This window comes from Raoultibacter phocaeensis, assembly GCF_901411515.1.
Classification (GTDB): Bacteria; Actinomycetota; Coriobacteriia; order Coriobacteriales; family Eggerthellaceae; genus Raoultibacter; species Raoultibacter phocaeensis.
On the sequence record NZ_CABDUX010000001.1, the window covers coordinates 358,633 to 379,655 of the forward strand.

Annotated in this window: 17 protein-coding genes; 1 reads left to right on the top strand and 16 read right to left on the bottom strand. The window is 57.5% G+C overall.

The genetic code is table 11. The features are described 5' to 3' along the window. Nucleotides 1–323 precede the first annotated feature (323 nt). The 16 genes from FJE54_RS01515 to FJE54_RS01590 all read right to left on the bottom strand — a co-directional run bounded on the left by FJE54_RS01515 (nucleotide 324) and on the right by FJE54_RS01590 (nucleotide 19,948). Nucleotides 324–1,295 carry a slipin family protein gene (locus FJE54_RS01515; protein ID WP_139650859.1) on the bottom strand — a complete coding sequence of 324 codons (972 nt, stop codon included), beginning with the start codon at nucleotides 1,293–1,295 and terminating at the stop codon, nucleotides 324–326. A 27-nt stretch (nucleotides 1,296–1,322) separates the two neighbouring features. Beyond that, a complete protein-coding gene (locus FJE54_RS01520; RefSeq protein WP_139650861.1) occupies nucleotides 1,323–1,730 on the bottom strand; it encodes a GntR family transcriptional regulator in 408 nt (135 codons plus the stop codon). A gap of 61 nt (nucleotides 1,731–1,791) precedes the next feature. Then, complete coding sequence (gene nrfD, locus FJE54_RS01525) at nucleotides 1,792–2,685, bottom strand: NrfD/PsrC family molybdoenzyme membrane anchor subunit (RefSeq protein ID WP_139650863.1); 894 nt, start codon at nucleotides 2,683–2,685, stop codon at nucleotides 1,792–1,794. A gap of 16 nt (nucleotides 2,686–2,701) precedes the next feature. Then, nucleotides 2,702–3,490: a 4Fe-4S dicluster domain-containing protein gene (locus FJE54_RS01530; protein WP_180326493.1), complete on the bottom strand. Its 789-nt coding sequence runs from the start codon at nucleotides 3,488–3,490 to the stop codon at nucleotides 2,702–2,704. Between the two features lie 155 nt (nucleotides 3,491–3,645). After that, nucleotides 3,646–4,320, bottom strand: a complete 675-nt coding sequence (locus tag FJE54_RS01535; RefSeq protein WP_139650867.1) for a TorD/DmsD family molecular chaperone — start codon at nucleotides 4,318–4,320, stop codon at nucleotides 3,646–3,648. 169 nt (nucleotides 4,321–4,489) lie between these two features. After that, the gene (locus tag FJE54_RS01540) at nucleotides 4,490–6,742 is read right to left on the bottom strand and encodes a molybdopterin-containing oxidoreductase family protein (RefSeq protein WP_218971883.1); all 2,253 of its coding nucleotides are present in this window, start codon (nucleotides 6,740–6,742) and stop codon (nucleotides 4,490–4,492) included. Between the two features lie 2 nt (nucleotides 6,743–6,744). Then, nucleotides 6,745–7,560, bottom strand: coding sequence for a 4Fe-4S dicluster domain-containing protein (locus tag FJE54_RS01545; RefSeq protein ID WP_255467159.1), 816 nt, complete (start codon nucleotides 7,558–7,560; stop codon nucleotides 6,745–6,747). 218 nt (nucleotides 7,561–7,778) lie between these two features. Beyond that, on the bottom strand, nucleotides 7,779–8,147 hold the full coding sequence (locus tag FJE54_RS01550) for a YccF domain-containing protein (protein WP_139650870.1): 369 nt from the start codon (nucleotides 8,145–8,147) through the stop codon (nucleotides 7,779–7,781). Then, nucleotides 8,144–8,983 (bottom strand): TlyA family RNA methyltransferase, encoded by an 840-nt coding sequence (locus FJE54_RS01555; RefSeq protein WP_139650872.1) that lies wholly within the window; start codon nucleotides 8,981–8,983, stop codon nucleotides 8,144–8,146. The genes FJE54_RS01550 and FJE54_RS01555 overlap by 4 nt, the downstream gene beginning before the upstream one ends. Before the next feature lie 55 nt (nucleotides 8,984–9,038). Then, nucleotides 9,039–11,441, bottom strand: a complete 2,403-nt coding sequence (locus tag FJE54_RS01560; protein WP_139650875.1) for an HAD-IC family P-type ATPase — start codon at nucleotides 11,439–11,441, stop codon at nucleotides 9,039–9,041. Between the two features lie 436 nt (nucleotides 11,442–11,877). Beyond that, nucleotides 11,878–12,498, bottom strand: a complete 621-nt coding sequence (locus FJE54_RS01565) for a 4Fe-4S dicluster domain-containing protein (RefSeq protein WP_139650876.1) — start codon at nucleotides 12,496–12,498, stop codon at nucleotides 11,878–11,880. A 214-nt stretch (nucleotides 12,499–12,712) separates the two neighbouring features. After that, nucleotides 12,713–13,333 carry a 4Fe-4S dicluster domain-containing protein gene (locus FJE54_RS01570; RefSeq protein ID WP_139650878.1) on the bottom strand — a complete coding sequence of 207 codons (621 nt, stop codon included), beginning with the start codon at nucleotides 13,331–13,333 and terminating at the stop codon, nucleotides 12,713–12,715. 28 nt (nucleotides 13,334–13,361) lie between these two features. Beyond that, the gene (locus FJE54_RS01575) at nucleotides 13,362–15,800 is read right to left on the bottom strand and encodes a DMSO/selenate family reductase complex A subunit (RefSeq protein ID WP_139650880.1); all 2,439 of its coding nucleotides are present in this window, start codon (nucleotides 15,798–15,800) and stop codon (nucleotides 13,362–13,364) included. A 356-nt stretch (nucleotides 15,801–16,156) separates the two neighbouring features. Then, on the bottom strand, nucleotides 16,157–17,197 hold the full coding sequence (locus FJE54_RS01580) for an aspartate-semialdehyde dehydrogenase (RefSeq protein WP_139650882.1): 1,041 nt from the start codon (nucleotides 17,195–17,197) through the stop codon (nucleotides 16,157–16,159). 66 nt (nucleotides 17,198–17,263) lie between these two features. Beyond that, on the bottom strand, nucleotides 17,264–18,544 hold the full coding sequence (locus FJE54_RS01585) for an aspartate kinase (RefSeq protein WP_139650884.1): 1,281 nt from the start codon (nucleotides 18,542–18,544) through the stop codon (nucleotides 17,264–17,266). A 171-nt stretch (nucleotides 18,545–18,715) separates the two neighbouring features. Further along, on the bottom strand, nucleotides 18,716–19,948 hold the full coding sequence (locus FJE54_RS01590) for an MFS transporter (protein ID WP_180326494.1): 1,233 nt from the start codon (nucleotides 19,946–19,948) through the stop codon (nucleotides 18,716–18,718). A 111-nt stretch (nucleotides 19,949–20,059) separates the two neighbouring features. Between FJE54_RS01590 and FJE54_RS01595 the strand changes: the two genes are divergently transcribed. Continuing rightward, entirely contained in the window at nucleotides 20,060–21,022 is a 963-nt protein-coding gene (locus FJE54_RS01595; RefSeq protein ID WP_139650888.1) for a zinc dependent phospholipase C family protein, read from the top strand. Nucleotide 21,023 lies beyond the last annotated feature (1 nt).

A 21,023-nucleotide genomic window follows, 5' to 3' on the forward strand; every position in this document is an offset into this window, starting at 1 on the left:
AACCTCCTATGTTGTACGTACAACATAGTAATGCAAATAATATCCCTTGGCAAGCGAAAAACAGCGCGCTGAGAACAACTGGGAACGGCCGAGGCCGAGTAAGCCGTTAGGCCGAGAACCCCCAATAAGCTGTACAACCAGCGTGAAAAAGGCGGCAAACCAACGGCGAAGTCGGCAAGCTATCGGATGGGAGCTTCTAAAGATCCTGAATGTTCATCTTGTTGATCTGACGCGCCGACCCGAGCTTTCTTCGCTGCCACGCATATATCAGCGCGAAGACGATCGTCGGCGCTACAAGGATACGAGCAGGCAAATTTTGAATCCTACCGCTTTGGCTTAAAGCTCTCCCCCAGATCGGCCAAGCTATCGGCCGCACCGCCGCCAAGCCCGTCGCTTAGCGACGACGGCACCGTCACGATCGTGCCGCTCGACTTCTTGATGCTTTCGTACAACAGATGCAGCGTCCTCACCTTGAGCGCTGCTTCGTTGTCCTCGTAGGCACCAGCTGACATCGCAATCATCTCGGAAATATCCTGCTCCGCAGAAGCAAGCACTAATCGTGCGTTCTTTTCGCGCTCAGCCTGCGCCTCGAGTGACATGACTTCTTGCAGCTCCTCGGGGATGACGATATCGCGGATCTTGACCGAAAGTATCGCGATGCCCCATGGTTCCGTTTCCTCTTCGATGACCTGCTTGAGTTCCTCGTCGAGCTGATCGCGACTCAAAGCGACTTCGGCTACACTCGCCCGCCCGATCGCATCGCGCATGGCAGTCTGGGCGATGTAGAGCACGGCGGCGCAGTAGTCCTCGACTTCGACGCACGCTTTCTTGGCATCCCATACCATCCAGTACAGCACCGCATCGATATTCACAGGAACAAGATCAGACGTGAGCGTTTTCTCGGCACCGAACGTCGTTGCGATAGTACGTACGTCAACGCGACATGCCACCTGCTCGATAATGGGAACCATGAAAACCAAGCCGGGACCCGCCACGCGATTGAACGCACCGAACCGGAAGATGACGAGCCGCTCCCATTCCATGGCGATGTGGATCGACATCGTGAGCAGCGCGGCAATGATGAATCCCGCAACGACGGTCCACACGTTCACGAACCCGAATCCGTAATACGAAACCAGCACGATGATCGAGAACGTCACCACCGCTAGAACGATCGAGAACAGCGTAGCGCCCGATCTCGTAGCCTTTTCCGGAAGATACTGGGTCGCCGCTTCATTCATAAGCGCGGAACCGCCGAGTTGCTGCGCGGAAGTCCCCCGTTTCCCCTTACCCATGTTCTGCACCTGCCTATCTGCTCGCAGTTACTCTCCGTCGGTCCGTTCTCTCAAACTGCCGCTCGCTATGCAGTCGTCGATGACCTCGCCGAATCGACCCTTGATGTCTTCGGCCGTCATCCCCAGCTCCAAGCACTGGCGAATGCATTCGGTGATCACGACATCCACCGAGGAGAGACCCTTTTCCGTCTTCACGGACTTTTCGACAAACGCCCCTTTGCCGCGAATCGATTTGATATATCCCTCGTGTTCGAGACTGATGTACACCTTGTTCACCGTGTGGTAGTTGATATTCAGCTCTTCGGCGAGAGAGCGTACGGTAGGAAGTTTGTCGCCGTTTTGATAATGGCCCGAATCGATGAGATAGATGAACCGATTGCGCAGCTGGACCCAGATGGGTATCCCGCTTTGTCCATCTACCTCTAGAAGCGCCAATGATCGCCCTTTCGCTCTTGCCGAACACGGTGCCGAACCGATCGCACCTCATTGCCCAAACCTACGCAACGCCTACGTTAACCAAACAATACCGCAGATAGAACCCTCCGATGAGCACAAGGGGAACCACCGTAGCCATGAGTGCAGTATGGTTGATTTTAGCGTAAACGGCATCGAGAACCAACGGCGCAGCAAGTCCGCACACGACAAAGCCAATCCAAAACTCCGCCGCATTGATTCCTGTAAAAAATTCCGAGATGGCCGCGGAAGCCGCTGCCGACTCGATCGAAAACATAGCCACGGCAATATACGCCCCCAAACTAATTGCTTCAAGAACAATGAAGACACCGTCGAAAAGCGACGCTTTTCGCATCAGCTCGGTTCTCTGTATTCCCTGAAACGTCACAAACAGGCAGGCGATTACGAGAGCCATGCCAACGGAAAGAGCCGAAAACGTGAACAAAACTGGCAGGAGGGGGTTGTTCCACAGGGGGATGAAACTGATTTCGACAAGCAGTAAGCCTGTGTACACCATGGTTCCCGATGACACCGCAACGGCAAGAACCTCGAGAAGCCGCAGCGCCCAAAGCGGTATCTTCCGCACCTTGAAAAACGAGATGGCTCCAAGAACGGCTGCGCACACGATGGTCGCACCGAGCACGTAGGAACCGAACGCCAATACCGATACGGCCGGATGGGTGAGCACATAATAGAATCGCTCGGGTCTGCCCAAATCAACCATTAGGCAAAACGCTCCGAGAACAAGAACGAAAACGCTGAATGAATACCCCAGAGAGAAGAACCTTCTCGTCAGCAAGCGCGTCCATTGCAAGCACACCCTTTTGGGATTTGCGGCGTACAGTTGCGAAAGCAGATCGAACAGCGTCATAATCGCGACCATGCCCGCCCCGGCTCCCCCGAGGAACAGATACCATATGACCATCTGTCCGAACATCCGTGTTTTCCGCCTGTCAATCCTTTGTCGACTTACGCTTATCGCCGTTGCGTTTCGCTGCAATGCCGATCCCGACTGCGCTCACCACCGCCGCCGTGCCCGCCGCAACAACGACCGCGGGATTGCCTGTTCCATTTTCCGTCACCGGTTCCTCGATGCCGTTGCCGCTCGTTTCCTGGTTCGCCGACACGATGGCGTCGTAAGGATCGATATCGTAGGTACCCGTTGCGTAGTACATTGCCGTCCCGTCTACCCGGCACGCACCCGTCTGCTCGATGAACTCGTTGATCTCGCTTTCCGAATCGTCGAGATCCCCGAAAACCCGAATCTTGTTTATGCACGCCTCGACGCATGCAGGCCTTTTGCCCTTCGCCGTCCGATCGCGGCACAGAGTGCACTTCTCGGCCACCCCGACCCTGTCTTCCGATCCGATCTCGTAGGGAGCAGGCCGTATAGCCCCGAAGGCCCACGAATCGTTGCGGTTGATGACACGAGCACCGTACACGCATGCAGTTACGCACACGCCGCAGCCGATGCACAAGTCATACTCGATGCCGACGGTACCATCGTTATGCTGCACGCTTGCCCCCGTGGGACACACCCGAACGCACAGCGGCTCGTCGCAGTGCAGACACGCATGAGGCATATAGGCCCTTTTCGCATCGGGCCATCGGCCCCATTCAAGGGCGTCCACCTTTGCCCATGAAACCCCTGGGCGCTGGGCGTTGGCAAGCTGGCAGGCGACAACGCAGGTTTGGCACCCGGTGCACAGCGTCATATCAATTGCCATCCCGAATCTCGTCATAGCACTTCCCCCCGAAGCATCCTTCGGGGCCATCTTACCATGCTGGTTGAGAGTTGCAACGCCTTCACAGGCTCAGTACTGAGGGCAGGCGACCCGATCCTCTTTTCCCACGAAGCGCACGCTCGCTTCGGAAGCGGGTACTCGCCTTCATCGCGTTACTCGTCGTCGGCAAGGCTTTCGAGAAATGAACGATCGAGCTCCAAAAATCCCACCGTGAACCATGCGAGCCCGCGATAGAAATCGGTTCTTGCTTCACTCACCATTGCCTCGGCAAACAATCCCACCCAGTTGAGAAGATGGCGCTCCAAGAAAGATCGCTGCTGTGCAAGGACGTATGCAAGGCGTTCGTCATCGTTTCGGCGATACGCATCGAGGGCACGGACGGATAGCATTTGTTCGAATTCGAGCTCCAGTGCAAGGTGATCTTCGGCAAGCTTGCAGTCTGCTTTCTTCTGAAACTCGTTCGCTCGATAGACGGAAAGGACGTCGTCGCGCGCATCATCCATGACGATATGCGTTTGAGAGGTGTAGACCGATTCGAACGGGTACGCCGCATTGCGAGTATGCTGCTCTCTTAAAACGAACAGGCGGGCGAAATCCACCGAAAGCTCGGTTTCGCTCACAGTGCCTACCTCTTTCAGATATGAATTCATGAGCACAGCGCCTGTATTCGCCTTCTCGTTCGCCGTATCGTCGGGAAACGAAATCTCCGTAAGCTCCGACAAGTCATCGCGTATTTCCTCGCGATACAGCCGCGCCAGAAGCGCATAGATCGAAGCCCGCTCGTCAAGAATGAGCCCCAATGCGTCTTCTTTTTCGAATAAACCCATGGTATCCCTCGCTTTGTTCGTCTCACGGTAGCCCAAGCTTGCCAACCGCTTTTCTGCTTTCACCGAAAGATTAAGGCATCGGACCGACACGCGGATAGTGGCGCCGGAAGCCTTGCAGCCTCCGACGCCCTGACATCGTTGCCGATTGCCAAATCCGTACAAGCGGCATCTATATCTTTTCTACCTGGCACAACCCGTCTTTATAAGGGGGGAAACCCGAGATCGGATCAAAATCACGCGCGATAAGCTCGCATGAGTTCGCCTGTTCCCATCCATGATGGAACTCTACGATTCCCGGCCTCATGATATTTGATATCGCCGCCTTGACCCGCAGCTCACCATGCTGATTGTAGAGCCGCACATCATCGCCCTCGTGCAGCCCCCGCTCTTCTGCATCTTCTGGGCTTATGAACACGACGGGTTCGGGCATAAACTGGTTAAGCCATGGAATTTGGCGCCACTTGCTGTGCACGTAGTGCGGTACGCGCGACCCCGTGCCAAGTATAAGCGGATATTGCTCGAACAGGTCCGGGGTGCTGATAGGACTCGCCAATGGCTCGTTGTACACAGGCAGTCCATCGAAGCCATCAGCTTTCAGCATACCCGAAACCAACTCGACTTTCCCCGAAGGCGTATTGAATCCGGGTTCTCCATCTTTGCGCAAGCCGCCCGTTTCGTATTTCTTCGGCACCCACTTCTCGCCTTCGACTTTATAGCCAGCGGGAAGGGCTGCCCTGAGATCTTCGAGTGTTACACCCGGATTGCCCGTTTCGAGAAGCGCTGCAACGGCCGCCTCGACATCGCCGTGGAAGCACTCTTCTTCAAAACCGAGTTTGCACCCAAGATCGAGCAGTATCTTCCAGTCTTCTCGCGCCTCGCCTTGCGGCTCGACAAGCACGTCGTTTACGTACATCGTCGAACCGCCCACAGAAGCAAACGGCGCCATACGCTCGAAGCACATTGCAACAGGGAGCACGATATCGAGCACATTGTGGGTGATCGGCTTCAGATACATATCCATCCCGCAAGCGAAATCGAGCTTTGATATTGCCTCTTGGTATTGGCGCGTCTGGGGAAACACCATGACGTTTGAGCCGAGGAACAGTGCCGCGTGGATGATTCCATCATCGATGTACTCGACGAGCCCGTCGTTTTGCATATGACGCATGACTTTAGACCAAATCGGCCAGCGATCCACACCAGCACGACGGTCTTTCTTCTCGTCCATGAGATCGAAACGGCCGAACTCGGGAGTCGATCCGTATGTATCGTACGGAAGGGGATTCGTCGCTATTTTGATACCGCCCTCGATATCGATATTACCAGCTAAAGCGATGAGTGCATTGATTGCGCGCTGGTTTTGCACCCCATTAGTATGATGCGTCGTAGAATGCGGGCTCACCCAGAGCGTACCCGGCTCTCCGCTTCCCCACATACGTGCGGCTTCTCGAATGGAATCAGCAGGAACCCAGGTGATTTCTTCTGCTTTTTCAGGAGTGAACTGCGCAGCGTACTCCTTGAATTCGTCGAAACCCTCGACCCATTTACCCACAAACTCTTCGTCGATCAGGTTCTCTTCGATCATGACGTGTGCGATCGCCAAAGCAAGCGCGCCATCGGTACCGGTACGAGGCTGAAGGAAAAGGTCGGCAAGCTGCACCACGCTCGGAGTCATGCGGGTGTCGACGACGATGAATTTCGTGCCGTCCCGCTTGCGATCGAGCTGACCTTTATACGAAATAGGAACCGACCAGGCATTGTTGGATCCCCAGATGATATGCACTTTCGTCTCGGGGGTCGGATGCGATGCCAAAAACGTACCAAAGGTGGTAATGCCTGCGATTATGAGACCATACTGGCATTGGGCGCCACCGTAGGCGATGTTCGCCGATCCGAATAAATTGCCCAATCGATTGAGCGCCCCGAGATTCTCCTTCGGGTCGCCTACGTTGAACAAAACCGAGTCGGGACCGTACGCCTCTTTCGCCTTGTTGAATTCGGCGGCAATGGTATCGAGCGCTTCGTCCCACGATATACGTTCCCAACCAGGATCAGCATCAGGGCTCTTATCGGGATTCGTTCGCTTGATCGGATAGAGAAGCCTGTTCGGGTCATAGAGCGCTTGCACGCTCGAATACCCCTTGACGCACGGCGTCGGCATGACATGGTCGGGGTTGCCCTCCACGCGTACAACCTTGCCGTCTTTGATATGAGCCTTCAGGCCGCACTTCGGCGTTTGGTTGCACATGTTGCAGGTGGTATAGCCGATCGTCTCTTCACTATCGTCAGCCGCGAAGGCCTGCACGGGCTCGAGTGACGCCGATCCGCCGAGCGCGAGCGCTGCGGCCCCGAGGGCGGTCGCCCCGACAAAGGAACGGCGGGACATATCGCCGAACAGACTTGTATCGTAGGTCTTCTTCATCTCTATTCACCGTCCTTCGTCGTTGCCTCGACTGATGGTTTCTTATCCTTCGACTTCTTCACGGCAACGCCGATGCCAACCGCTGCGGCCGCTGCAACCACTACGCCGCCGCCTACGACAGCAGGGTTGATTCCCTCGGATGCCTTTTCCTCTTCGGCCTTCTCGGGCTTTTCCTTCTGAGGAGCAGCGCTTCCCGCTACCATGATAACGCTCGCGAGGTCTATGTCGTGATCGCCTTTCACGTAGTAGATAGCTGTTCCGGGCATATTGGTGGCTTTGTTCTCGGCAATATAGGTATTGATATCGCTCGAAGCATCATCGAGATCGCCGAATACGCGGGCACCGGTCGGACACGAAGTTGCGCACATGGGCTGCAACCCTTGCTCAATCCGCTTATAGCAGAAGATGCACTTCTCAGAAATGCCGGCAGGATGGCTCGCTTCGGCCTCGTAGGGAGCAGGACTACTCGCCCCGAAGAACCATGTGTCTTCAGTCGACATCCTTCTGGCTCCATACGGGCAAGCGGCATCGCACGAGCCGCACCCGATGCACGTGTCGTAATCCACCACGACAATGCCGTCTTCGCGCTTGGTACTCGCTCCCGATGCGCACACGTCCACGCAGGGCGCATCATCGCAATGCATGCATGCGTGCGGGAGATACAGGCGATCGCCGTCGGGCCATGCGCCCGCCTCCACTGCTTCGACGGTTCCCCAGGCTATCCCGGGCCTTTGGTTGTTGGTCAATTGACACGAAACGACGCAGGTCTGACAACCTGCACAGCGGGTAAGATCGATTACCATGCCGTATCTCGCCATCTCGTCCCCCTTCCCTTGTGATTGCTTACAGGCTAAAGTCAGCGCTGAAAAGGGTCGGGGGAATACCCCAGGTTGCAACCACCATTCCCCAATGGTCCTGGGCCGACCCCTTTTCTACTTTTATATTATTCTATATATGTATACCAAGTCAATGACCGCAATGATCCTATGTCAAGCATAATAATGAATTCGATTAGGCCCCATCAACGCCCCGCGCGTCACCGCCGCGGCATAACCTCGGCACCGAACGGCATGAGCGCGAGTTTCGCCTGCTTGAAGCATTGCAGTCCGAACGGTATGCCGATGATTGTAATGCAAAGCACAACCCCATTGAGAAGCGCTTCGAGAGCGAGAAAAACACCGCCGAAGATGAGCCAAAGAATGTTAGCAAGCGCAGAAGGCACACCTCCCCCGTACTCCACTTCCTTCCCGAACGGAAGAAATGCAAGTCCTGCCATCTTGAAGCACTGCAAGCCGACGGGTATGCCGACGATGGTGATGCACCAGAGGCAACCGACCAGAATCCAGCTCAGACCCTGCCAAAGCCCTGCGAATATGAACCAGAGTATGTTGCCGAGAATGCTCATTCGTTTCCTTTCCGAGCCGTATCGCACGACGGGGCGAAAGGCTCCCGAGTCGTATCGCACGGCTGCTCGAGCGAATCGCAAGCAGCGTCGCACAACTGCTCCGTATCGCCTCCGTACACGGCCCGCACGAGGTATTCCACGTTGCCCTCAGGCCCCGTGATCGGCGATTCGACAACGCCGGTAACCGTAAAACCCGCTGCGTCCAACGCCGCACTAACTTCCTGCACCACACGCTCCCGTACGCATTCGTCGCGCACGACGCCGCCTTCCGCCTCGCCGAAACGAGATTCGAACTGCGGCTTCACAAGTCCGATAAACACCGAACCAGGGGCACTCAGTCGTGCGAACGTGCCTGCAAGCTGCGCAAGCCCGATAAAGCTCAGATCCGCAACGAGCACTTCAAACGGGGCGCCCATTTCGACGGGATCGGCAAGCTTGATATTCGTGCGCTCGAACACTGTTACACGCGCATCTTGCCGAAGCGACCATGCAAGCTGCCCGTAGTTCACATCGACGCAGGCAACGCTTGCCGCCCCCGCCTGCAAGAGACAATCGGTGAAGCCGCCTGTCGACGATCCTATGTCGATGCAGCGCAAACCGTCTACCGCTTGCGAAAACGCATCGAGGGCGCCTTGGAGCTTGTGGCCCCCGCGAGAGACAAAGCGTTTGCGATCCTTCACCGTCACCTCGGCATCGGGAGCTACCGGCATCGCGGCGCTCGTCGCGTACACGTCGCCCACCTTTACCTCGTGGGCAAGCACCGCACGCAGTGCAGCGTCGGCATCGGGAAAATAACCCTGCTTTACGAGGAGCGTATCAAGTCTGATCTTCTTCATAAGCGTATTATATCGCCGGTTTCCCCGAAGCCTATCGCCGTTGCACGTCGGTTATCTACACAAGCTCGCTTTGCCGCTTCGCATGCCACGAACCGAGTACGCTGTAGAGCAGGTTGAATACAGGCACGGCAGCCACCGCCGCAACGGCGAAGGCAACGATCATGGTCTGAGTGAACGGCTCGATGCCGAACAAGTTTGCGAATACGGTCGACCCCAAGATCACGCCCCCGACGACCACTGCGATCAGCGCGATGCGGATCGGCGTGAACGGATACGAAATACGCACGATCAACAAGAGCCCCACCCATGCCGTTGCAAGCACGCACATCGTGGACACCTGGCCGTAGTCCAGCCCGAGCGCCGTATACGAAACGATGTTGAGGCCGAGCACGACAAGAATGGCCGTGAGCGATCCCGGCAGCGAGCGCACGATCACGTTGACGAGAAACTTTCCTTTGATCCGATCCTTGTTGGGCTCGAGCGCGAGCACGAACGAGGGCAACCCGATCGTAAACGCCGAAATGAGCGTCATCTGAATGGGCTGGAACGGGTACTGCCACGGCAGGATGATAAAGCACACGGCAAGCGCCATCGAAAGCACCGTTTTCACAAGGAAGAGCGAAGCCGAACGTTGCAGGTTGTTGATGGCGCGCCTGCCCTCGGCAACAACTTTGGGCATCGAGGCGAAATCGTTGTTCACGAGTACGAGCTGCGCCACGTTGCGTGCTGCATCGGAACCCGCGGCCATAGCAATCGAGCAATCCGAAGCCTTGAGGGCCAGTACGTCATTCACGCCATCGCCCGTCATGGCAACCGTATGGCCCGCAGCCTGCAGTGCGCCGACAAGCTTCTTTTTCTGCTCGGGCGTAACGCGGCCGAATACGTGGTAGCACGTGGCGGCGTTCTCGAGCGCCGCATCGGACAGGAGCGTAGTCGCGTCCACGTACGATTCCGCATGGGGAATGCCCACGATGTTTGCGATGCCCGAAACGGTACGCGGATCATCCCCCGAGATCACCTTGAGATCGACGCCCTGCTCGATGAAGTAGCGCACGGTTTCGACCGCCGTCGATCGAATCTGGTCTTTGATGGCGATGAGGGCAAGCGGCCGAGGATTTCCACGCATCGCGCCATCGTCGTCAAACCCTTCGACCCGCGCAAGAACCATAACGCGCGCGTTTCGGGCAAGCTCTTCGACGCGGTCCTTAACCGTGCCGTACGCGTCGCCGAGCACGAACTGGGCAGCTCCCATAACATAGCTCGACCCGTCGTCGAACACCGCCCCCGACCATTTCTTATCGGAAGAAAACGGAATGACGCGCTCGATGCCGTGCTTCTTCGCCGCATGGCTGGTCGAACGCGGACGACCTTTGCGCGCACGGGCTGCATCAGGCCCGGGGATGACATCCTGGTAGTATTCGATGATCGCCTGCGCCGTCTCGTTGGGATCCTCATCGGCATCGGCAATCGAATAGAACGCATCATCGGCCTCATCGATGCCGCAGTCCCCCAACGTGACCACGCGGTCGACTTCCATCTTTCCGGTAGTGATCGTACCGGTCTTGTCGAGGCAGAGCGTATCCACGCGAGCGAGCGTTTCGATGCAGTACAGCTGCTGAACGAGCACCTTGCTTTTTGAAAGACGCACCACCGCTACGGCAAGGACGGTCGATGTAAGCAGAATGAGACCTTCGGGAATCATGCCCACAAGTGCGGCTACCGTCGAGAGTATCGCATCGTTGAGCTCGACGAAAGCGCCGGTAAAGTATTCTCGGGCGAACAGGACCGCCCCAAGCGGGAATATGATGATGCTCACAAACCGGATGATGCCGTTCAGGCTGTTCATGATTTCGGAGTAGACGGCTTTGTGCTCCTTGGCCTCGGCGCTGATCTTAGCGGCATAGTTATCGGCACCCACATGAGTGACCTGCGCATACACCACGCCTGCGTTCACGAAGCTTCCGCTCATGAGCGTCGAGCCCGCCTCTTTGCGCACGAGCTTGCTCTCACCGGTAAGCAGACTCTCGTTCACGTCGCAGGTTCCGTGCACAACCAAAGAATCCGACGGTATCTGGTCGCCGCGGCCGAGTACGATCAGGTCGCCCAGCACCACTTCGTCGACTGATATCTCCTGCTTGACGCCGTCGCGGATCACCTCGACTTTGGAGCTTGCGATGATGCTCAGCCGATCGGTCGTGCGCTTCGAGCGGATTTCTTGCACGATGCCGATTGCCGTGTTGAGCACGATTACGATCATGAAGAGCATGTTCTTGTACGAACCGGTGACGAGCACGAAGCACGCAAGTACGAAGTTGATCGCGTTGAACAGCGTGCAGATGTTGGAGGCGACGATCTGCTTGATCGAGCGCGTCTTCACCGACGCATCGACGTTCACGTGGCCGCGGGCAATCCGCGCAGCGACATCTGAAGAGCTGAGACCCTTGAGCTCCTCTTCCATCGTACCTCCTCACTCGAATTGGTTCTCAGTATAGAGGACTGGATTGGGAGCATATTTCCATACACGGTTTGCACACGATTGCGAAACCGTTCGGACAAGTGCCGCAGCTTCGAAAACGTTGTTTAAGCCGGCCTAATCCAAGCGATAGCGACGCTCCAATGTATCGAATTCGAAGGGCTCCATCGGCGCATCCGTCCAGACCGCAATGCGTAAACAACGCTCTTAACGCTTCATTAATCTGCATGAAGCAACCTTAATGCCCCGTTAACACCGTCTTCCCTACAATGAGAGCACGGAATGAGGAGGTTTACCATGATGGTAGCTGTCGGAACCGTTTTCGGCATCTTGGTTGCTTTGTGCGGAGCAGCGCTTCTTACGATGCTCGCACTCTCCCCCGAAAACGGCGATTGGCACTTTGGAAGACCGCGGCGAGACCTCAGCGGATCTCAAGCGGATTGGATACGATCACCTCGCGCGACCCCACAGGAAGCGCATCGCGAGAAGCTTTGATGAACAGATTGGGCGCGGTTGCAGAAGCGTCGGGCAACGGAGCGATGTTCGCCCGCTCGCCAAGTCGCGCCATCTCTTCGGCAGTGCCGAATGCAAGCGCACGCGAGGGACAGGCTTCAACGCAAACCGGATCGTCTCCCGCCGCCACGCGGTCAGCACACCCATTGCACTTGACAGAATGGCCTTTCGCGCGATCGACTTTCGGCGCATGGTACGGACAGGACAGGTGGCAATAGCCGCATCCGATGCAGCGCTTCTTGTCAACGTCCACTAATCCTGTCTCGTCATCTTTATGCATGGCCTCGGTCGGACACACCTTGACGCAGATTGGATTTGAACAATGGTTGCACGCCACCGACATATAGTATCCGAAGTACGTTGACGCGTGGCAACCCGTCGCATCGCGCACCGTCTCGCCGCCGCCGCACTCATACACCCTTCGATACGTTACGCCAACATCGAGGTCGCATACGTCTTTGCATGCGAATTCGCACGTCTTGCAACCCGAGCAACGGGTGCTGTCGAAGAAAAACGCTCGTTGTTCCACAGGCCGTCACCTCCTTGCCGCCGTGCGCTTTCGATAGCCCCCTAGTATAGACGGACTCGATGCCCGATGCGAACAAAATTGCGTGCGTGCGTTTCGGCGGACATACGCGAAACGGGACGTCGTTCATCGCACGCCCCGTTTCTAAAAAACACCTGAGGCCGGCCACGCCGCTTTGTCGTCGCAGCCAGCCTCATCGACGCCTCTGGTCTTGCGCCTACATCACTTCTAGCGGATTGGCGATCATGGCGTCCGCTGCATCAGCCGGCACCGCATCGGCCGAAGCTTTCACAAAGAAGTTCGGCAGCGTCTCGGACGGATCGGGAAGCGGTGCAATCGCTGCACGCTCGCCCATGTTGCCCATATCGTCAGCGGCTCCAAAATCGAGTGCGCGGGCCGGACATGCTTCGACGCATACAGGTTTCTCGCCTGCCGCCACGCGCTCGGCGCAGCCGTCGCATTTCACGACTTTGTCTGTGTCGTCGTCATGCACCGGCACGTTGTACGGACACGCCTCGATGCACGCGTCGCAGCCGATGCACTTCTCTTCGTCGATGGTCACCAACCCCGTGTCGGCGTCCTTGACGATCGCGCCCTGGGGGCAGGCCCCGAAGCATGCCGGGGAATCGCAATGATTGCAGGCCATGGAAACCGGGTAGCTCACGCAGGTCGTGCTCACGGCCCCCTGATCATCCATGGTCGTTTCGCCAAGCGTCACCTCGTAGACCTTGCGAAATGCAACGCCCATACCGAGATCCTTGAAATCCTTGCATGACATCTCGCACGTCTTGCATCCGGTGCAGCGAGTGCCGTCAAAGTAAAATGCCTGTTGAGACATACTGTATCACCCTTTCTCTACTCGCCGCTTACGCCTTGGAAACCTGGCAGATGTTCGTGTGCTGCGGATTGCCCTTCGACAGCGGCGACGGACGCTGCGTCGTTAAGGTGTTGATGCTGCCGCCCTTGTCCACGCGATCTCCCGCCATATCGGCATCGTGCCATGCGCCCTGCGATACCGCGACCGTTCCGGGAACCGTACGGGGCGTCACCTTGGCCAGAAGCTCGATTTCTCCGAACTGGTTCTTCACGCGGATCGTATCGCCCTGAGCGATGCCGCGCGCGTCGGCGTCGACCGGATTGATCCAGGCTTCCTGAGGATTGACTTCCTTGAGCTCTTCGATGCCGCCCCATGAAGAATGGATGCGACCGCGGTAGTGGAAGCCGTTCAGCACGAGCGGGAATTCCTCGGTCGTCGTCTCAACGCCGAACCACTCGGGAATGTAGGCGGGAATCGCAGGAAGCGTATCCATGCCGGGCAACGTGTCGCCTTCGGTGAGCTCCCATCCGTCGGTGAACTCGAGCACCTTGGCGGAGAATATCTCGATCTTACCCGAGGGGGTTTCGAGCGGATTCGCAACGGGATCGTCGCGGAACTTCTTCATGGAGATAACCGGATCGTATGCGCGGGTGTACACGCCCATCTCGACTGCTTCGTCCCACGTAGGCAGCGTGTCGTCTTTCTCACGCGACTGCTCGTAGAGCTCTTTGATCCAGTCTTCTTCGGTTTTACCCTCGGTGAACTGATCCTGCACGCCGAACTTCTCAGCCATGAGCGAAGCCATCTCGTAGGCGGATTTCCGCTCGAACTTCGGCGACGTGCACGCGGTGCCGGTGATCATGTAGCCCCAATCCGAGCCGGTTGCAATCTGCGAAGTCTGCTCGAAGCGGAACAGGTCAGGCAGGATGATGTCGGCGTACTTCATGGTGTCGCAAAGCACAGTATCGATACCCAGAATGAATTCGCATTTGCTTTCATCGGCAAGAATATCGTGCGCCTTGTTGATATCGGAATGCTGGTTCGTCAGGCAGTTGCCGGCGTAGTTGATCATGTACTTGATGTTGGTCTTGAGCGCATCGGCCTTTTTGACGCCCGCGTTCTTAGCCGTCATCTCGGTACCGTGATCGATGGCATCGGTAAAGAGGAAGCACGGAATGGATGTCTCTACGGGATTCTCGCCGGCGGGAAGCGAAGAAAGCGTCGGGCTGTTGCGCGCTTCGCGCGTTCCGTTGTTCGTTCCCGGAAGACCGACTTGGCCGACAAGACACGGCAGCGCCATGATGGACCACGCCGTCCATTCGCCGTTGCTGCGGCGCTGCGGACCCCAGCCCTGGTTCACGTAGAGCGGTTTGGTGGTACCGATCTCTTCAGCGAGGCTTCTGATACGATCGGCCGAGATGCCAGTGATAGGAGCAGCCCATTCGGGGGTCTTCTCGACCATGTCGTAACCGGTGCCCATGACGTAGGCGTTGTACGAAAGGTTCTGCCCCTGATAGCCCTCGGGCATGGTCTCCTCGTCGTAGCCTACGCAGTAGGTGTGCAGAAACTCGAGGTCGATCATATCGTTCGCAATGAGCTCATGCGCGATGGCGGCAACGAGCGCTGCGTCGGTACCGGGATTGATGGGAAGCCACTGCTCGGAATGGCCCATGATCGAATCGTTCATGCGCGGGTCGATGACGTAGATCTTAGCACCCGTGCGCTCACGCAAGTGCACCCAGTCGTAATGGGTCGTAAGGCCGCCCTGGCGCGTTTCGGTCGGGCTCGAACCGAAGATCAGGATAAGCGCAGCGTCTTCCGCAGCGCTGAACGAGCTGCCGCCCGCGCCTTTCGCGCCGTACATGTAGGGCGTGATGCACGAGATCTGGGCCGTCGAATAGCTGTTGTAGAAGTTCAGGTACCCGCCCACCAGATTCAGGAAGCGGTTGAACGGGCGCGACGTGGTCGCAGAAACGCCCGTCGCGTAGGGGACGTACACGGCTTCGTTTCCGTACGTTTCGATGACCTCTTTGAGCTTCGTCGCTGCGGTCTCGATCGCCTCATCCCAGCTGATCGGCTCGAACTTGCCTTCGCCGCGCTTGCCGACGCGCTTCATGGGAGTATTGAAGCGGTCCGGATGGTTCATCCAGCGGCGGTACGTGCGGCCGCGCAGGCATGCACGCGGCTGCGGATCGTCGAAATCGGCATCTTTGCTCGTGTACGTATCGACCCAAACGACTTCGTCATCCTGTACATGGAACTTGAGGCTGCACCTGCCGGGGCAGTTGATCGCGCAATGACCCCACGATATCTTCTCCTCTACGGGTGCGGCTTGGTCGCCGCCGGCGGCGCCTCCTTCGCTTTTCGGTTCGTTGGACGAGCACCCGAACAGGGTCGTGCTACCCATGGCCGCAACGCCGAGTCCTGCAAGGGCCGAGCCCTTCACGAACGTACGACGCGACAATGCGGAGCTTTCCATTCTCGTCATGTTCCCTCCTTCATGTTTTCTCTCGTCTTGCCTTCCGCGCGCGATTTGCCCCTGAGTCTGGTGCACGGCGATGATGTGCATCGCCGCATTTGCTGCCGGGCGTTCGCCGAGCGGATGGCGCCATTGTAGGCAGACAAGTCGGTCGCCCCGTCACATAATTCATGTGAACTTTACTATGGTGCCTGTTCAAACGTATTTTCCGTGAGATCAATCGAGAACGACGCTTGGGCCTTCGGTCCGAACCGCTGCACGATGCCGCTCAACGGTTGGCGAGTGACACATCCGATCCGCAACCGTGGCAGATCGAAGAAAGCCCGCACAAAGGCGGGCTCGTCGAGGGCTTCCCACGCACGCTTTTACGGCAGCAAAAGTTGAGCGATCTGCACCGCGTTGAGGGCGGCACCTTTGCGAATCTGGTCGGCGACCACCCAAAGGGCAAGGCCGTGTTCGACCGTCGTATCCGCACGCAAGCGCCCGACGTACGTATCGTTCGTGCCCGCGAGCAATCCGGGCATCGGGTAGGTGTTCGAAGCGCAGTCGTCCATGAGCGTGATGCCTTCGGCGGCTTGATACGCCGCACGCGCCGCCTCAACGCTCACCTCACCCGCGAACTCGACGTTAACCGATTCGGCATGGCAGCGAAGCACCGGCACACGCACGCACGTCGCCGCGACCGCAATGCTCTCGTCGCCCATGATCTTCTTCGTTTCGACGACCATTTTCCACTCCTCTTTCGTGGAATCGTCGTCCATGAATACATCGATGTGGGGAATGCAGTTGAAGGCGATGCGATGCTGGAACACCTCGACAGTGAGTTCGTTGCCGTCGAGGAAATCCTTCGTCTGGCTGTACAGCTCCTCCATTGCAGGCGCCCCTCCCCCGCTTGCCGCCTGGTACGTCGACACGACAACCCGTTTGATGGGAGCAATGTCATAAAGCGGCTTTAAGGCCACCACCATCTGGATGGTCGAGCAGTTCGGGTTTGCGATCACGCCGGAATGCCACGCGACATCGCCCGGGTTCACCTCGGGTACGACGAGCGGCACGTCTTCGTCCATGCGAAACGCACTCGAATTGTCGATCATCACAGCTCCCGCCGCGACGACGGCTTCGCGCATCTCTTTCGAAATACCCGCCCCGCACGAGAACAGCGCGATATCGACGCCCTCGAAGGATTCGGGAGTCATTTCCTGCACGACGAGCTTTCCTGCACCCACCTGCCCGCAACCCGCAAAATCGATCGTCTTGCCGGCAGAGCGCGCCGAAGCGAGTGCCCGCACTTCGGATGCGGGAAAATCGAGATCGTGCAGCACCTGCATGAATTCTTGGCCGACTGCACCCGTAGCACCCGCAATGGCGACCACGGGATTCGCAGGCATATCCTTGTTCCAACCCATATTATCTACTCCTCCCAGCGCGAAACCGGGCGCACTTCTCACATGCGCCGCTTTCGTGCGAAACGTCTAGCGGCCCTTCTGCATTTTGGCCGCGATTTCCTCGGCCGAAAGCTGCGTCTCCTCGAACACGCTGTCCGAATCAAGCCCGAACGCGCTGTGCAGGCATTGCACGGCGGCGGCGGCTTGAGCTGCGTCGACCACCATGGAAAGGCGGATCGGCGAAGTGGAGATCGCCAGTATGTTGATCTGGTTTTCGCCGAGCGTCGTAAACGCCCGTGCAGCGACGCCGGGACTCGACTTCATGCCGGTGCCGACAAGGCTCACTTTCGCGATGTCGTCATCGATAAGATACTCACGCGCTTCGATCTCGCCGACAATGCGTTCGAGCGTTTCCTTCGCACGGGGCAGATCGGCACCAGGGCACGTGAAGCTGATGTCGGTTATGCCGTCTTGCGAGATGTTCTGGATAATCATGTCGGTGTTGACCGAATTGCCCGCCAACGCCGAAAACACCTTCGCCGCAACGCCGGACATATCGGGAACGCCGCGGATGGTCACCTTGACCTCGGACGTGTCGTGCGCGATGCCGGTGATGACCGCTTCTTCCATGGAAGATGTCGCCTCCTTGATGAACGTTCCCATCGAGTCTGAAAACGCCGAACGGGAATGGATGACCACGTTGAATTTGCGGGCGAATTCGACGGCGCGCATCTGCAGCACGCCCGCACCCGCGCTCGAAAGCTCGAGCATGTCGTCGTAGTTGATCTCGTCGAGCTTCTTCGCACGCGGCGCAACGCGAGGATCGGCCGTATACACGCCGTCGACGTCGGAATATATCTCGCATACGTCGGCACCGATGCCCCAAGCTACCGCAACCGCCGTCGTATCGGATCCACCGCGCCCGAGCGTGGTGATATCGCCGTTTTGGTCGATGCCCTGAAAGCCTGCGACCACGGGGATGAAGCCCTCGTCGAGCGCCTCTTTGATGCGGTCGGCATGGATGCAGCTGATCTTGGCACGCGCGTGGATGCAATCGGTTTCGATGCCCGCCTGCCTGCCCGTGAAACTCATCGCACGGTATCCGCGCGCTTCGATGGCCATAGCCAGAAGCGTCATGGACACCTGTTCTCCCGTGGAGAGGAGCCGGTCCATTTCGCGGGCCGGGGGATCGGTGTTGAGTGCCCGCGCAAGTCCTACCAGCTCGTCGGTGGTCTTGCCCATTGCGGATACGACGGCAACCACTTGGTTTCCCGCCTGCTTACTCGCAATGAGGCGTTTCGCAACCATCTGGATGCGCTCCGGCGATGCAACCGATGTCCCGCCGAACTTTGCAACTATGAGCGACATGTCTTCGTCTTTCTGAATACCGAGCCAACGACCCTACACTATAGCAAAAGAGCGCAGCTGGGGCGATCAGCGCACCACGATTCTCGATGAAGATCGCACTAACGAACCGAAGACGACGCTGTAAGCAACGCTTTTTGTTGCTCTCTGTCATACTCTTGGCGCGCTTGCTGACTACTTCCCTGCTTCCGGCATCCGCCACAGAAGGATGAAGCCCACCACGAACAGCACGGCGATCGACAGCACGCCGAGCGAGGGGTTGCCCGTCATCTGCGTGAACACCGACACGAGAAACGTACCCATAATGGCCGCGTACTTGCCGAAGATGTCGAAGAAACCGTAATACTCGTTGGCGTGTTCTTTAGGGATGAGCTTGCCGAACTCCGAGCGGGAGAGCGCCTGTATGCCGCCTTGAAACAGCCCCACGCAAATGGCGAGCATCCAGAACTCGGCAGCGCTCTTGAGGAAAAACGCAGCGAACAGCGTGATGCACAGATACGCGAACACGCCCACGAGCAGCATGCGCTTCGTACCCACCTTACCCGCAAGCCTCCCGTAGATAATAGCCGAGGGAAACGCGACGAACTGCGTCACGAGCAGCGCAAGCACGAGCTGGGTCGCATCGATGCCGAGATCGGTACCGTAGCTCGTGGACATCTTGATAATGGTGTGCACACCATCGATGTAAAAGAAGAACGCGAGCATGAAAAGGCGCAGCTGCTTGTCTTTGAATATCGTCTTGAGCGTTCTGACAAGGCCCGAGAACGTGTCTTTGATCAAGTGAGCCGTACGCTCCTTGAAGTGAGTCTGGTGCACGTTTCTGATGAGCGGGATGCTGAACGCCACCCACCACGCAGCCGTGATGAGAAACGCGATCTTCATGCCGAGCGCCATATCGATGCCGATCGCGCCTCCCCCGAGTACGATGGCGAGCGAGAGGATGAACGGTATGCACGAGCCGATGTAGCCCCACGCGTAGCCCTGCGACGAAACCTCGTCGTAGCGCTCGTCAGTCGCCGCCGCATCGACAAGGAACGCGTCGTAGAACACCATGGAGCCGTTGAGCATGATCGACGCTACCACGTACACGATCAAAAACGGCAACGCCGTGGTGGGCAGCCCCAGCGCCGCAAGCGCAACGGCACCGGTACCCACGCTGCCGATGAAGAACTTCTTCTTGTTCCCCTTCAAATCGGCGATGCTCCCGAGAATCGGCATCAGCAACGCAAGCAGAAGCGAAGCGACCGTTTCGGCATACCCCCATGCAACCACCACCGACGAACCGGGCTCGGCAAGCGTTTGGAAGTACACGGGAATGAGCGCCGTAGCAAGCAAAACAAAAGCTGAGTTTCCCACATCGTACAAAACCCAGCTTTTCTCTTGCTTGGTCAGTTTCAGTCTGGCCACGTATGATCCTTTCAACAAGAGCGTAACGTGTACGTTTTCAACTCTACTCCAATTGTATATGATGGGGAACAGCGCTTCGGTAAAATAATCGACAAGAATGCGAGGCCGTTGATGCCGGCAATCATAACCCACGATTTCTTCGGTCAGGATGTCTACCACGAGCTTCATGAGACCATCGGCGAAACGCGCGATGAATACGAAGCGTTTTTGCTCGGAAACCAGGGGCCCGATCCCTTGTTCTATACGGTGATCAGCCCGAGCTTGCGTGCGTTTCACAAGCTTGGCTCGACCATGCACAACGTGAAGCCGAGCGAGCTTATCGTGGCGTTCAAGGATTCCCTCTCAGTGCTTTCGGAAGACGAATATCCCATCGGGTATGCCTATGCGCTTGGCTTTCTCTGTCACTACACGCTCGACTCGTCGATGCACCCGCTCGTGTTCGCAAACGAGTACGCCGTATGCGATGCAGGCGTGGAAGGCCTCTCGCGCGAAGACGGGCATGAGGTGCACGGCACGATCGAAAGCGAGTTCGACGAGATGGTGCTGTACACGGTTCGCCATCAAACCATCGCTTCGTTCGATCCTTCGGTCGAGATCCTCAAAGCGAGCGACTTTGTACTCGAGACGATATCGAAGATGTACGCTTATGTCGCTATGACCGTGTACGGCCTGTTCATTCCCTCGAACATGTTCGAGACCGCCGTTCGCAACTTCCGGTTCGTCCAGCGAGCCTTCTATTCGCCCAATGGAGCGAAGCGCGCGCTTATCGGCAAAGTCGAGGAGCTCGTGCGTCCGTACTCGTTCTTCCGCTCGATGAGCCATCGGCCGGTCAAAATCATGGAAAGCCAGTTCGGCAACCACGAGCACGCCGTATGGGAAAACCCCTTCACGAAAGAAACGAGCACACAGGATTTTTGGGACATATTCAAAGAGGCGCAGGAAACGGCGAAGGGGAACATCGCATCGTTCGCTTCGAAGAACTTCGATGTGGAGGCCGCCCGCACCATAACGGGCGATCTCGACTTTTCGGGCGAGCCTACAACCGCAACGCTTACCGTCGTAGACGACGAATAGC

What these genes read in the sequence shown, in the direction of transcription:
- FJE54_RS01515 (WP_139650859.1), bottom strand. Translation starts at nt 1,295, where the DNA reads ATGGGTAAGGGGAAACGGGGGACTTCCGCGCAGCAACTCGGCGGTTCC.
- nrfD (WP_139650863.1), bottom strand. Translation starts at nt 2,685, where the DNA reads ATGTTCGGACAGATGGTCATATGGTATCTGTTCCTCGGGGGAGCCGGG.
- FJE54_RS01530 (WP_180326493.1), bottom strand. Translation starts at nt 3,490, where the DNA reads ATGACGAGATTCGGGATGGCAATTGATATGACGCTGTGCACCGGGTGC.
- FJE54_RS01535 (WP_139650867.1), bottom strand. Translation starts at nt 4,320, where the DNA reads ATGGGTTTATTCGAAAAAGAAGACGCATTGGGGCTCATTCTTGACGAG.
- FJE54_RS01540 (WP_218971883.1), bottom strand. Translation starts at nt 6,742, where the DNA reads ATGAAGAAGACCTACGATACAAGTCTGTTCGGCGATATGTCCCGCCGT.
- FJE54_RS01545 (WP_255467159.1), bottom strand. Translation starts at nt 7,560, where the DNA reads ATGGCGAGATACGGCATGGTAATCGATCTTACCCGCTGTGCAGGTTGT.
- FJE54_RS01550 (WP_139650870.1), bottom strand. Translation starts at nt 8,147, where the DNA reads ATGAGCATTCTCGGCAACATACTCTGGTTCATATTCGCAGGGCTTTGG.
- FJE54_RS01555 (WP_139650872.1), bottom strand. Translation starts at nt 8,983, where the DNA reads ATGAAGAAGATCAGACTTGATACGCTCCTCGTAAAGCAGGGTTATTTT.
- FJE54_RS01560 (WP_139650875.1), bottom strand. Translation starts at nt 11,441, where the DNA reads ATGGAAGAGGAGCTCAAGGGTCTCAGCTCTTCAGATGTCGCTGCGCGG.
- FJE54_RS01570 (WP_139650878.1), bottom strand. Translation starts at nt 13,333, where the DNA reads ATGTCTCAACAGGCATTTTACTTTGACGGCACTCGCTGCACCGGATGC.
- FJE54_RS01575 (WP_139650880.1), bottom strand. Translation starts at nt 15,800, where the DNA reads ATGACGAGAATGGAAAGCTCCGCATTGTCGCGTCGTACGTTCGTGAAG.
- FJE54_RS01580 (WP_139650882.1), bottom strand. Translation starts at nt 17,197, where the DNA reads ATGGGTTGGAACAAGGATATGCCTGCGAATCCCGTGGTCGCCATTGCG.
- FJE54_RS01585 (WP_139650884.1), bottom strand. Translation starts at nt 18,544, where the DNA reads ATGTCGCTCATAGTTGCAAAGTTCGGCGGGACATCGGTTGCATCGCCG.
- FJE54_RS01595 (WP_139650888.1), top strand. Translation starts at nt 20,060, where the DNA reads ATGCCGGCAATCATAACCCACGATTTCTTCGGTCAGGATGTCTACCAC.